Consider the following 11,727-nt stretch of genomic DNA (forward strand, 5'->3'; position numbering starts at 1 on the left):
TTCTTTTACAGGGCCTCAGAATGGGGCGGGAGAGCAGAATGCGTAACACGATTAACTTTGCCGGTTTTGGCGATCTGCCGGTGATCGGTCAGGGCACCTGGTATATGGGTGAAAACCCGGCGCAGCGTGCTGATGAAGTCGCTGCATTGCAGGCGGGTCTTGAGTGCGGCTTGAAGCTTATCGATACCGCCGAAATGTATGCAGATGGCGGAGCCGAAGAGGTGGTCGGGCAGGCACTGCTGGGCCGTCGCGACCGGGCGCTGCTGGTCTCCAAAGTTTATCCGTGGAATGCGGGCGAAGTGGATGCCATTGCAGCCTGTGAGCGCAGCCTGCAACGTCTGCAAACCGATTATCTCGATCTCTACCTGTTGCACTGGCGCGGCAATATTCCGCTGGAAGAGACACTGCGCGCGATGGAACGCCTGCAGCAGCAGGGCAAAATTCGTCACTGGGGCGTATCGAATTTTGACACCGATGATATGGCCGAACTGTGGGATGAAGAGAAGGGTGAGGCCTGCGCGACCAATCAGGTGCTCTATCATCTGGCTTCACGCGGCATTGAATTTGATCTGCTGCCGGCATGTCAGCAGCGTGGCGTACCGGTCATGGCCTACTGTCCGCTGGCCCAGGCCGGACGGCTACGTGACTCACTCTTTACCGATCCTCAGCTGACTCAGATTGCACAGCAGAAGGGCATCAGCGTGGCGCAATTACTGCTGGCCTGGGTGATTCGTCAGCCAGGGGTGATTGCCATTCCTAAAGCCAGTTCAGTGGCCCACGTTCAGGAAAATGCGGCGGCGCTGGAGGTGGAACTGACCGATGAGGATTTGCAGCTCATCGATCGCGCCTGGCCAGCGCCACAGCATAAGTCGCCGCTGGATATTGTTTAGCCGTTAACGTTATCGCTGGCTGCGGCTTTCTTTTTGAGGCGGAACGTCGTGGCCAGTCGTGCCGGTTTTTCACCCGCGCTGCGTAACGGTTTGCTGATACGCGCCGTCTCCACACAGACCATGGTCTTATAGCCCTCATTCGCCATATCCGTCATGCTGCAGGAGAGTTCCACACCCGGATTCCACGTGACAACGTCACTGTGATGATGGTGGTACACCTCGATCTGCCGCTCGCCCGCAGTATCATTAATCACTGAGCAATCTTCTGCTGCGGTAAAGATACGGTCGATGCGTCCAGGATAACGCTGTTTGCCGTCGCTGCTGGCCACCTCGCCGTTATTCACTTTGTCGATATAGCTATTGCCCAGACCCGAGACTTCCACACCGTTGATGTCGCTGACGGTAAAGTAGCTGTGCAGAGCCGCCGTCGCTTCAAAGTCACCATAGGCTTCCAGCTCAATCTCACAATGCTGGCCCAGCCGGAAGCGGGCAATCAGGGTGAATTCATGCGGCCAGAGCTTCAGCGTCTGAGGGTTGCTCTCCAGCACCAGCGTCAGCATGACGCCATCTTCATTTTCATCATGCGCCGTGAGTTTCCACGGCTGAACCCGCGCAAAGCCGTGTGCCGGTTCGCCCGCCGGGCCGAACCACGGCCAGCAGATCGGAACGCCGCCACGAATCGCCTTACCCGGTGCAAAGAGACTCTTATCACTCAGCCAGAGTACCGGCTTTTCGCCGCTGGGTTGCCAGGCGATGAGGTGCGCGCCCTGAAGCGTAATGGCTGCCCGCACTTTAGGGTGACTCACAACAATGGCGGGGAGTTCACCTATCTGGCGCTGGGTGAGGTAAGGGGAGATCTGCGTGACCACCGGCAGAGAAAACAGTTTATCTTGCATGTTCGATTCCTTCCTGTGCGGATCAAAAAAAGGGCGACCGAAGTCGCCCTTATTCTCAATGATGTCTGGCTGCCTTATTTAGCAGAAACCAGTGCAATCAGGTCGAGAACTTTGTTTGAGTAGCCAGTTTCGTTGTCGTACCAGGAAACCAGTTTCACAAAGTTGTCGTTCAGCGCGATACCGGCTTTAGCGTCAAACACTGAAGTCAGGATTTCGCCGTTGAAGTCGGTAGAAACCACGTCATCTTCAACGTAGCCCAGAACGTCTTTCATCTCACCTTCTGCAGCCGCTTTAATTGCAGCACAGATTTCTTTGTAAGAAGCCGCTTTTTCCAGACGCACGGTCAGGTCAACAACGGAAACGTTAGGGGTTGGTACGCGGAATGCCATACCGGTCAGTTTGCCGTTCAGCTCTGGCAGAACTTTACCAACGGCTTTAGCTGCGCCAGTTGATGAAGGAATGATGTTCTGCGATGCGCCGCGGCCGCCGCGCCAGTCTTTATGAGACGGGCCATCAACGGTTTTCTGAGTAGCAGTGGTGGCGTGAACGGTCGTCATCAGACCTTCAACGATGCCAAACTTGTCGTTGATCACTTTTGCCAGCGGTGCCAGGCAGTTAGTGGTACAGGATGCGTTAGACACGATATCCTGGCCATCATATTTGTCGAAGTTTGCACCACGAACAAACATTGGGGTGTCATCTTTAGATGGACCGGTCAGAACGACTTTCTTAGCGCCTGCAGTGATGTGTTTACGCGCGGTTTCGTCGGTCAGGAAGATACCGGTTGCTTCAGCAACAACGTCAACGCCTACCTCATCCCACTTCAGGTTGGCCGGATCACGTTCAGCGGTAACACGGATTTTTTTACCGTTAACCACCAGTGCGCCATCCTGAACTTCTACGGTGCCGTCGAAACGACCGTGAGTAGAGTCATACTTCAGCATGTACGCCATGTAATCCGCGTCCAGCAGGTCGTTGATAGCAACGATTTCGATGTCAGAACGCTTTTGAGCAGCACGGAAAACGATGCGACCGATACGGCCGAAACCGTTGATACCTACTTTGATAGTCATATATTCCACCAGCTATTGGTTAGTGAATAAAAGGTTGCCTGTAAAATTACAAAAACCTTACCAGGCGTCAAGCGGAATCGTGTCAATTGTTGCGACAAATCAATTCGCCTGAAAGGAATTATTCGATGCGCAACCGCTTGCGCGCCGCTAATGATATCGCGCTTCGTTGAATCAATCGCCGAATATATAGGGATGCTCCGGATAAAAGGTGATCGATGTCACAAATCCGCTTAGCAGAGAGCAGGCTGAAAGGGTGAGCACAAAAAAAGACCCGGGTTATGTTGATCATTTGTTAGAATAATAGTCGAATTTTTCAGAATGGCACTGCCCGGAATCCTAAAATGGCTAAAGACACCGCACCCGAAGCAAAAATTGCACAGTTGACTGAAATGCAACGCTACGTCACTCAGCAACGCGGAACGGAACCGCCTTACAGCGGCGCACTGCTGCACAACAAGCAGGAAGGGATCTACCACTGTCTGATCTGTGAGGCGCCACTTTTTCTCTCTGAGACGAAGTATGACTCTGGCTGTGGCTGGCCCAGTTTCTACCAGCCGGTCAGTGATGATGCGATTCGCTATATTGAAGATGATTCACACGGCATGCAGCGTATTGAGATCCGCTGTGGCAGTTGCGATGCGCACCTGGGACATGTCTTCCCTGACGGCCCGCAGCCGACCGGCGAACGCTATTGTGTTAACTCCGCCTCGCTGAATTTCACCGACGAGCAGGGCGAACAGACCAAAGGGTAATGGCGATGAAGGAACAGCTTGAAGCAATGCTTGCATCGATGACGCCTGAAGTCTATCAGCGTCTTGCCACGGCGGTTGAGATTGGTAAATGGCCGGATGGCGTGGCACTGACCCAGGAGCAGCGCGACAATTGCCTGCAGCTGGTCATGATGTGGCAGGCGCGGCACAACGACGCGCCCCAGCACATGACCATCGGCAAAGGTGGCGAAATGGTGATGAAGTCGAAAAAAGAGCTCAAAGAAGAGTTTGGAATTGACCCTGACGTGACCCGCATCCATCTGCATTAAAAAAAAGCTGGCGTCATGCCAGCTCCATTTTAAATCAGAATCGCGCCCTGAGCGGTCATCTGGGCAAAGGCAATTTCGCTGTCCTCGGGATTCAGATTGACGCCCCGGCAGCCCTCTTTAACCACCTCAACGTGATAACCCAGCTCCAGCGCATCCAGCACGCTATATTTGACGCAGTAATCCGTCGCCAGCCCCAGCATCACCAGATGGGTGATCCCACGCTCACGCAGCCAGCTGTCCAGCTCGGTCTTACGGCGATGGCCATTGTCAAAAAAGGCGCTATAGCTGTCGACATCCTGATCCTGGCCCTTATGGAACGTCGCATCGAACAGTGAGCGATCGAGACCCGGATGAAAATCAGCGCCAGTCGAGCCCTGAATGCCGTGATCGGGCCACCAGATCTGGGCCAGACCATTTAACTCGCCCAGCGTGTAGACCGGCTCGCCGGAAACCGAGGCAAAGCTGCCGTGATTGGCCGGATGCCAGTCCTGCAGTGCCAGTACGCATTCACCGTTTTCACGGAACAGTCGCGCATAACGATTTGCCACCTCGACCGTATGGTCGCCCTCATGGACTGCCATCGGGCCGCCGGGGCAAAAATCGTTCTGAATATCAATAATGATGAGTGCCCGCTTCATTACATATCGCTCCGTTTCAGTCTTCAGTCAGTTCGCCGCGCAAATTCTGCTGCATTCTGGCTCGGATTTGATCGGCCGAAAGATCCTGGCTGAGTAAAAAGTGTAGCTTTGTCAGCGCCGCTTCCACGGTGAGGTCAAATCCGCTGATGACACCAGCATGTTCCAGCGCATTGCCGGTAGCGTATCCGCCCATATTCACTTTGCCGGAAATACACTGGGTGAGGTTTACCACCACGATGCCACGCTCGCTGGCCTGCTGCAATTCTGCCAGAAATTCCTTGTTCTGCGGTGCATTACCCACACCATAGGAGCGCAGGATCAATGCTTTGACTGGCTGACGCAGAAAGTTACGTACAACGTCGGCTGAAATGCCGGGATAGATGGTGACCACGCCAATGGGCTGAGGCGTAATGGTGTGAACCTTCAGTTCGCCCTGACCGGCTGGGGCTGGCGGTGTATTGAGGCGACGAATATGAATGCCCGCTTCCAGCAGCGCAGAGAGGTTGGGCGAAGCAAAGGCGTTGAAGCCGTCTGCATGTGCCTTGGTGGTCCGGTTACCGCGATAGAGCGTGTTATTGAAAAACAGCGACACTTCGCTGATCGGATAGTTGGCCGCCACATAGAGCGAATTTAAGAGATTCTGCTGACCATCTGAACGTAATTCCGCTAACGGAATCTGCGAGCCCGTGACGATAACCGGCTTGGCCAGATTTTCCAGCATAAAGGAGAGTGCTGAGGCGGTAAATGCCATGGTGTCGGTGCCATGCAGGATCACAAAACCATCATAGCGATCATAGTTCTGACGGATATCTTCTGCGATAGAGTGCCAGTCCTGCGGGGTCATGTCGGAAGAGTCGATCAGCGGCTGATACTCATGAATGGTGAAATCAGGCATCTCAGGGCGGTGGAACTCCGGCATGTTAGCCAGCTGTTGCTGCAGGTGTCCGGAGACGGGAATATAACCCTGCGCCGAACGCTGCATACCGATCGTCCCGCCAGTGTAGGCTACGTAGATGTTTTTCTTTTGCATTAGAGAACTCAGACTCGCCATAAAACGCGCAGTATAAGGGGAATAGCGGGGAAAAGCAGCCCGACCAGCGGCCGGGCTGCGAGGTTTATCGCACTTCGCCGCAGTTCAGGCAGAATGCATAACGGTTCTGAGGATCGTTCTGCTTGTCGAACAGACCAGGCTGGGCTTTCATAGCACTCATCACATCCAGCATCGGTGCTGGCAGCCAGGCTTTCAGCGTATCAGGCAGGACAGCCTGCACCGACGCGTTCATCTGGCTCAGCATCATATCCAGGAAGCTCGGGTCATCCTGATACCAGCTCAGCTGCGGATTACTGACTTTCGCCAGCTCGCCCGCCTTCTTCACGGCATCATCGAAGTCACCCAGCGCATCAACCAGACCATTGGCTTTCGCATCGCTGCCGGTCCAGACGTGGCCCTGTGCAATGGCATCAATCTGCTCTGGTGTTTTATGACGTGATTTCGCCACCAGACCGACAAAGTTGCGGTAGCCATTTTCGATGGTCAGCTGCATCAGCTGCTGAACTTCCGTTGGCAGCGCTTTGGTGGTTGAGATATCCGCCAGCGGTGAGGTCGCAACACCGTCGGTGTGCACGCCGATACTGTCCAGGCTGTTCTCCAGCGTATTGATCACGCCGAAGATGCCAATCGAGCCAGTCAGCGTGCTGGGGTTCGCCACAATGTAGCTGGCAGGCGTTGAGATCCAGTAACCGCCAGACGCCGCCATGCCTCCCATCGAGACCACAATCGGCTTACCGGCCGCCTGCGCTGCCGCCAGCTCTTCACGAATCGCTTCCGAGGCGGTGACGCTGCCACCCGGGCTGTTCACCCGCAGAATAATCGCTTTGATTTTCGGATCGAGACGCGCATCGCGGATCTGCGCCGCCGTCGTGTCGCCACCGACGTTGCCCGGCGTCTCTTCACCATCCATGATGGCACCGCTGGCCATGACTACCGCGATGTTGCCATCCTGCTGCGTGGAGGTGGTTTTCACGCTGTAGTCATAGATGCTGACGCTACGGTAATCGTTGCTCTGCTTATCCAGACCAAAGGTTTTTACCAGCTCCTGATCGGCTGCCGCACGTGAACCCAGGGCATCGACCAGCTTGTTATCCAGCGCATATTGCGCGGTATCGCCTTTCACGGCGTTTAATCCGGCAATAATCGCAGCAGCACCGGGGAAGAGTTGCTCCGGCGTAATCTGGCGGTTCGCTGCCACGGTGTTCAGGTAGTTCTGCCACAGCTGACCGACCCAGCGGCTGTCTGCATCCCGTGCGGCAGGGGACATGTCGTCACGCAGGAACGGCTCAACCGCTGATTTGTAGGTCCCGACACGGAAGACGTGTGAGGTGACTTTCAGCTTCTCCAGCAGGGTTTTGTAATAGAGTCCGTTGGTGGCGAAACCATGCAGATCTACGGTGCCCTGTGGTGACAGATAGATTTTGGTGGCGTAGCTGGCAAGGTAATACTGCGCCTGGCTGTAGCTGTCGCCCAGTGCATAAATCGGCTTGCCGCTGTCGCGGAATTCGCGCAGCGCTTTACCCACATATTGCAGTGAAGGCTGATCGCCACCGGCAAATTCGCGTAAATCGAGCACCATGCCTTTAATGTTGCTGTCATCTTTTGCCTGACGAATAGCGTCGACCACATCAAACAGCGAATTTTCCTGTAAACGGTCACTGCTGGCACCCAGCAGCTGGCGGCCAATTTTGCTCAGACGATTGCTTACCGACGGTTTATCCACCAGCACGCCGCTGAGATCCACTTTCAGTGCGCCTTGCTGAATCGGCGCTGAACTGCCGCCCGACCCGCTGACCTGCAGCCAGATCCCTACACCCACCACAATCAACAAAATCAGGAATATATTCAGAATAAATTCCCTGATAAAATTCAGTACCCGCCAGCTCCAGCGGAACAGACCTGCAATTATTCGCCACAATGTGCGCATCAGACTCTCCATAAATATGTAGCAGGAAGTGGCCGCCGCGCGGACCAGACTTCCCCGACGAGCTCATCCTAAAGAGCGGCGTGTTAAAAGTCAGCAGGAAATCACTGCGCACTGTTACAAAAAATCTGCCTGTGCCAGGATAACTGCAACATTACAGAGATCGGGAGAGAAACATGGACGCACTGGAGTTACTGGTCAACCGACGTTCGGCCTCACGCCTGACTGAGCCGGCACCTGCGGGTGACGCACTGGAAAATATCCTGCGGGCTGGTATGCGCGCCCCGGATCACGGCACGCTGCAACCCTGGCGCTTTATCATTGTGGAAAATGAGGGTCGCGACCGGCTGAGCCAGCTGCTGGAGCAGGCAGCACGCGATAAACAGCTGGATGAAAAAGCGATTAACAAAGCAAGCCAGTCACCGTTTCGCGCACCGATGATCATTACGGTGGTGGCACATTGTGAAGCGCACCACAAAGTGCCGCGCTGGGAGCAGATCGCCTCGGCAAGCTGTGCAGTGATGGCCATGCAGATGGCGGCCGTCGCTCAGGGTTACAACGGTATCTGGCGCAGTGGTCCCTGGACCGATGACGAGCAGGTACGCCAGGGGTTTGGCTGCCGCGAACAGGATGCCATCGTCGGCTTTCTCTATCTGGGCACCCCGCAACTGAAATCCAGCACTACGGTGCTCCCACCTGACACGGCGCCTTTCGTCCGTTACTTCTGACTACAATGCTTGTCCGGTTCCGGCAGGGTGCATTTCAGCCCTGCTTTTTGCACGGTTCCTGTGCGAACGATCGCTAACGCCGCGCATCACACTTACGTCAGCGGGCCTGCCAGGCTAACATAGCCCAGTATTCAAACCGACAGCGGACAACCGGTTATCACTGCGTTCCCCCTGATGTTAAGGATTACCTGATTCAATGCGTTTGTTTATTGCGGAAAAACCGAGCCTGGGGCGTGCTATCGCAGATGTGCTGCCGAAACCGCATCGACGTGGTGATGGATTCATTGCCTGCGGCAACGATCAGATCGTCACCTGGTGTGTAGGCCATCTTCTGGAGCAGGCGCAACCCGACAGTTATGACAGCCGTTATGCGCGCTGGTCGCTGGCGGATTTACCCATCATTCCGGAAAAATGGCAGCTAAAACCGCGTCCCTCGGTCGCTAAGCAACTGAAAGTGGTTGAGGGCTTGCTGGCGCAGGCGAATGAAGTGGTGCATGCCGGTGACCCGGATCGGGAAGGGCAGTTGCTGGTGGATGAGGTGCTCGACTACCTGAACCTGCCGGCTGAAAAACGCAGCAAGGTGCAGCGCTGTCTGATTAACGATCTCAATCCTCAGGCGGTGGATCGGGCAGTAAACCGCCTGCGTGAAAATCGCGAGTTTATTCCGTTGTGCGTCTCGGCGCTGGCCCGCGCCCGGGCGGACTGGCTCTATGGCATTAACATGACCCGCGCCTGGACGCTGCTGGGACGCAATGCAGGCTATGATGGCGTACTGTCGGTGGGCCGGGTGCAGACGCCGGTGCTTGGGCTGGTGGTCCGGCGCGATGAAGAGATCGAGAACTTCGTGCCGAAAGATTACTTCGAAGTGAAAGCGCACATCCTCACGCCTGACGGCGCCCGATTTATCGCCAGCTGGATCCCCAGTGAAGCCTGTGAACCGTGGCAGGATGAAGAGGGCCGCCTGCTCAAACGCGCCCTGGCGGAGCATGTGGTGGCGCGTATTACGGGCCAGCCAGCGATCGTCACCGCTTACAGCGACAAACGCGAAAATGAGGTGGCGCCGCTGCCCTTTTCCTTATCCAGCCTGCAGATCGAGGCCGCTAAACGTTACGGGCTGAGTGCGCAGACGGTGCTGGATACCTGCCAGCGGCTTTACGAAACCCATAAACTGATTACCTATCCCCGTTCGGACAGCCGCTATCTGCCTGAAGAGCATTTTGCCGGTCGTCATGCGGTGTTAAAGGCGATACAGGCGCATCAGTCACAGCTGACCCCACCGGCAGATTTCGATGCCGATCGCAGAAATCGCTGCTGGGATGATAAAAAAGTGGATGCCCACCACGCCATTATTCCAACGGCCCGTGCCAGCGCGGTGAAACTCAGTGAAAACGAGCAGCATATCTATGAACTGGTGGCGCGCCAGTATCTGATGCAGTTCTGCCCGGATGCGGTATTCCGCAAATGTGTCATCGATCTTGATATTGCTGGCGGAAAATTCGTGGCGAAAGCACGCTTCCTGGCGGAAGCGGGCTGGCGTGCGCTGCTGGGCAACAAAGAGCGGGATGAAGAGAACGACGGCATGCCGTTGCCTGTGGTAGCGAAAGGGGATGAGCTGCTGTGTGAGCGCGGAGAGGTGCTGGCGAAGCAAACCCAGCCGCCACGCCCGTTTACCGATGCCACCATTCTTTCTGCAATGACCGGCATTGCCCGTTTCGTTCAGGATAAAGAATTAAAGAAAGTATTGCGTGCGACCGATGGTTTAGGAACGGAAGCCACACGCGCCGGCATTATCGAATTACTGTTTCGTCGTGGCTTCCTGGTGAAGAAGGGCCGCTATATCAATTCTACAGATGCCGGACGCGCCCTGATTCACTCCCTGCCCGATCTGGCAGCACGCCCGGATATGACGGCGCAGTGGGAATCGACACTGACGCGTATCAGCGAAAAGGCCTGCCGCTATGATGAATTCATGCAGCCGCTGGTGCAGACCTTAACTGGTCTGATCCAGCAGGCACGACAGCAGCCTGCGGCGCATGCATTTAGGGGATTACCGTCCACCGGACAGAAACGTCCGGTGCGCAAAACCAGGCGTAAAGTGAAGGAGACGGAATGAGGCGTTATTCAGTATTACTGCTCGTGGCCCTGTCGCTGGCGACCAGCGTGGCGCAGGCCAACAGTCGTTATCAGTCGATGCCACAGCAGGGCAGCAACGGTGGTAACACCGATGTCGTGGTGGATATGCCACCCGAGGCATGGACACAGGCAGAGAGACGTCAGCCAGACTGTCTCCGCTGCTGTATCTTTGAGAACCGTAACTACACGGAAGGCGCGGTGGTGAAATCAGAGGGGGTGTTGCTGCAATGTACCCGTGATGAACACTCCATCGGCACCAATAACCTGATCTGGAAAATAGTGAAATAGCCGTCGCGTGGCGCTCTGCCACGCGACCGTCAGTTAAAAGCGGAAGGTTGACCAGATGGGCGCGTGGTCAGATGGTTTTTCCATGCCCCGGATCTCATAATCAATGCCGGTCTCAACGCAGTGCGACGCCAGGGTTTTGCTCGCCAGCACCAGATCGATGCGTAACCCGCGATTATCATCAAACCCTTTCGAACGGTAATCGAACCAGGAGAAGCGATCCGCCACCTCCGGATTGTGCTCACGCCAGGTATCAACCAGCCCCCAGCCCAGCAGGCGGTCCATCCACTCGCGTTCTTCCGGCAGGAAGGAGCATTTGCCGGTGCGCAGCCAGCGCTTGCGGCTCTCCTCACCAATACCAATATCCCGATCGGTGCTGCTGATATTCATGTCGCCCATAATCAGAACCGGCTTATCAGCAGGCAGATCCTCGGTCAGCAGACGTTGCAGATCGCGATAGAATTTCTCTTTAGCCGGAAACTTGGTGGGATGGTCGCGGCTCTCGCCCTGCGGAAAATAGCCGTTAATTACCGTGATGTCGCCAATCGGGCTGGGAAGTTCCGCGATGATCAGGCGGCGCTGGGATTCTTCGTCATCACCCGGGAAACCCCGGCTCACTGACACTGGCTCAGCTTTGGTTAACAGGGCAACGCCGTAGTGACCTTTCTGTCCATGATAGAAGACGTGATAGCCGAGCTTTGACACCTCTTCCAGCGGGAACATGTCGTCATGGACCTTGGTTTCCTGCAGACCGATAACATCGGGCTGATGCTGTTCGACAAGTGCCTGAAGCTGATGCGGGCGGGCACGCAACCCATTGATGTTAAATGAAACAAATTTCATGAGATCGACCGTTGTTCAGAAATGTCAGGCGGAGATGGTAGCGATTTTTGCTGAAAAAGTCATGGCGGAACAGGCTGAGATTGTGTGAAAGCGGGCAGGAATGTGGGGGCGAACAGAAAGCTTAGGTATTATTTTGGGTATGGTGTGCCACATACGAGATGGTGGTGGGAGAAGGATTATTCGGCGCGTTGCGCCTCACCCTGCGGGCCGCGCTGAAGCGCGTTGTC

The 11,727-nt window shown here is 55.5% G+C and carries 12 protein-coding genes and 1 other RNA gene (1 of these 13 running past the window's edge); 6 read left to right on the top strand and 7 right to left on the bottom strand.

Annotated features, from left to right (window positions below; all coding sequences use genetic code 11):
* Window positions 1-38: 38 nt before the first annotated feature.
* Window positions 39-890 carry an aldo/keto reductase gene (locus NR195_RS14260; RefSeq protein WP_022625560.1) on the top strand — a complete coding sequence of 284 codons (852 nt, stop codon included), beginning with the start codon at window positions 39-41 and terminating at the stop codon, window positions 888-890.
* Here NR195_RS14260 and NR195_RS14265 read toward each other — a convergent pair.
* Window positions 887-1,786: a D-hexose-6-phosphate mutarotase gene (locus NR195_RS14265; protein WP_122888819.1), complete on the bottom strand. Its 900-nt coding sequence runs from the start codon at window positions 1,784-1,786 to the stop codon at window positions 887-889. The two genes, NR195_RS14260 and NR195_RS14265, sit on opposite strands and share 4 nt — an antisense overlap.
* A 74-nt stretch (window positions 1,787-1,860) precedes the next feature.
* Window positions 1,861-2,859: a glyceraldehyde-3-phosphate dehydrogenase gene (gene gapA, locus NR195_RS14270; RefSeq protein ID WP_003852747.1), complete on the bottom strand. Its 999-nt coding sequence runs from the start codon at window positions 2,857-2,859 to the stop codon at window positions 1,861-1,863.
* Between the two features lie 341 nt (window positions 2,860-3,200).
* Between gapA and msrB the strand changes: the two genes are divergently transcribed.
* Together msrB and NR195_RS14280 are read left to right on the top strand one after the other, a co-directional pair.
* Complete coding sequence (msrB, locus tag NR195_RS14275) at window positions 3,201-3,611, top strand: peptide-methionine (R)-S-oxide reductase MsrB (protein ID WP_010670269.1); 411 nt, start codon at window positions 3,201-3,203, stop codon at window positions 3,609-3,611.
* Window positions 3,612-3,616: 5 nt separating this feature from the next.
* Window positions 3,617-3,898 carry a YeaC family protein gene (locus tag NR195_RS14280; protein ID WP_003852750.1) on the top strand — a complete coding sequence of 94 codons (282 nt, stop codon included), beginning with the start codon at window positions 3,617-3,619 and terminating at the stop codon, window positions 3,896-3,898.
* Between the two features lie 29 nt (window positions 3,899-3,927).
* Here NR195_RS14280 and pncA read toward each other — a convergent pair whose 3' ends face one another.
* The 3 genes from pncA to sppA all read right to left on the bottom strand — a co-directional run bounded on the left by pncA (window position 3,928) and on the right by sppA (window position 7,514).
* The gene (gene pncA, locus NR195_RS14285; protein WP_010670268.1) at window positions 3,928-4,536 is read right to left on the bottom strand and encodes a bifunctional nicotinamidase/pyrazinamidase; all 609 of its coding nucleotides are present in this window, start codon (window positions 4,534-4,536) and stop codon (window positions 3,928-3,930) included.
* Between the two features lie 16 nt (window positions 4,537-4,552).
* The gene (ansA, locus tag NR195_RS14290) at window positions 4,553-5,566 is read right to left on the bottom strand and encodes an asparaginase (protein WP_033787679.1); all 1,014 of its coding nucleotides are present in this window, start codon (window positions 5,564-5,566) and stop codon (window positions 4,553-4,555) included.
* 85 nt (window positions 5,567-5,651) lie between these two features.
* Window positions 5,652-7,514 (bottom strand): signal peptide peptidase SppA, encoded by a 1,863-nt coding sequence (gene sppA / locus NR195_RS14295; RefSeq protein WP_010260631.1) that lies wholly within the window; start codon window positions 7,512-7,514, stop codon window positions 5,652-5,654.
* A 173-nt stretch (window positions 7,515-7,687) separates the two neighbouring features.
* Here sppA and NR195_RS14300 point away from each other — a divergent pair, with 173 nt between their 5' ends.
* The 3 genes from NR195_RS14300 (at window position 7,688) to NR195_RS14310 (ending at window position 10,660) form a co-directional block, all read left to right on the top strand.
* A complete protein-coding gene (locus NR195_RS14300; protein ID WP_010260634.1) occupies window positions 7,688-8,239 on the top strand; it encodes an NAD(P)H nitroreductase in 552 nt (183 codons plus the stop codon).
* Between the two features lie 196 nt (window positions 8,240-8,435).
* Window positions 8,436-10,352, top strand: a complete 1,917-nt coding sequence (locus NR195_RS14305; protein WP_010260636.1) for a DNA topoisomerase III — start codon at window positions 8,436-8,438, stop codon at window positions 10,350-10,352.
* On the top strand, window positions 10,349-10,660 hold the full coding sequence (locus NR195_RS14310; protein WP_010670267.1) for a DUF1496 domain-containing protein: 312 nt from the start codon (window positions 10,349-10,351) through the stop codon (window positions 10,658-10,660). The genes NR195_RS14305 and NR195_RS14310 overlap by 4 nt, the downstream gene beginning before the upstream one ends.
* Before the next feature lie 33 nt (window positions 10,661-10,693).
* Here NR195_RS14310 and xthA read toward each other — a convergent pair whose 3' ends face one another.
* Window positions 10,694-11,500 carry an exodeoxyribonuclease III gene (gene xthA / locus NR195_RS14315; protein ID WP_010260640.1) on the bottom strand — a complete coding sequence of 269 codons (807 nt, stop codon included), beginning with the start codon at window positions 11,498-11,500 and terminating at the stop codon, window positions 10,694-10,696.
* Between the two features lie 159 nt (window positions 11,501-11,659).
* Window positions 11,660-11,727, bottom strand: a non-coding RNA gene (locus tag NR195_RS14320) — RtT sRNA; it runs 160 nt beyond the window's last position.

Origin of the sequence: Pantoea sp. Ft-CA_14, assembly GCF_024520875.1 — a bacterium.
In the GTDB taxonomy this organism is placed as follows: Bacteria; Pseudomonadota; Gammaproteobacteria; order Enterobacterales; family Enterobacteriaceae; genus Pantoea; species Pantoea agglomerans.

What these genes read in the sequence shown, in the direction of transcription:
- gapA (WP_003852747.1), bottom strand. Translation starts at nt 2,859, where the DNA reads ATGACTATCAAAGTAGGTATCAACGGTTTCGGCCGTATCGGTCGCATC.
- NR195_RS14305 (WP_010260636.1), top strand. Translation starts at nt 8,436, where the DNA reads ATGCGTTTGTTTATTGCGGAAAAACCGAGCCTGGGGCGTGCTATCGCA.
- NR195_RS14265 (WP_122888819.1), bottom strand. Translation starts at nt 1,786, where the DNA reads ATGCAAGATAAACTGTTTTCTCTGCCGGTGGTCACGCAGATCTCCCCT.
- msrB (WP_010670269.1), top strand. Translation starts at nt 3,201, where the DNA reads ATGGCTAAAGACACCGCACCCGAAGCAAAAATTGCACAGTTGACTGAA.
- sppA (WP_010260631.1), bottom strand. Translation starts at nt 7,514, where the DNA reads ATGCGCACATTGTGGCGAATAATTGCAGGTCTGTTCCGCTGGAGCTGG.
- pncA (WP_010670268.1), bottom strand. Translation starts at nt 4,536, where the DNA reads ATGAAGCGGGCACTCATCATTATTGATATTCAGAACGATTTTTGCCCC.
- NR195_RS14260 (WP_022625560.1), top strand. Translation starts at nt 39, where the DNA reads ATGCGTAACACGATTAACTTTGCCGGTTTTGGCGATCTGCCGGTGATC.
- NR195_RS14300 (WP_010260634.1), top strand. Translation starts at nt 7,688, where the DNA reads ATGGACGCACTGGAGTTACTGGTCAACCGACGTTCGGCCTCACGCCTG.
- ansA (WP_033787679.1), bottom strand. Translation starts at nt 5,566, where the DNA reads ATGCAAAAGAAAAACATCTACGTAGCCTACACTGGCGGGACGATCGGT.
- NR195_RS14310 (WP_010670267.1), top strand. Translation starts at nt 10,349, where the DNA reads ATGAGGCGTTATTCAGTATTACTGCTCGTGGCCCTGTCGCTGGCGACC.
- NR195_RS14280 (WP_003852750.1), top strand. Translation starts at nt 3,617, where the DNA reads ATGAAGGAACAGCTTGAAGCAATGCTTGCATCGATGACGCCTGAAGTC.
- xthA (WP_010260640.1), bottom strand. Translation starts at nt 11,500, where the DNA reads ATGAAATTTGTTTCATTTAACATCAATGGGTTGCGTGCCCGCCCGCAT.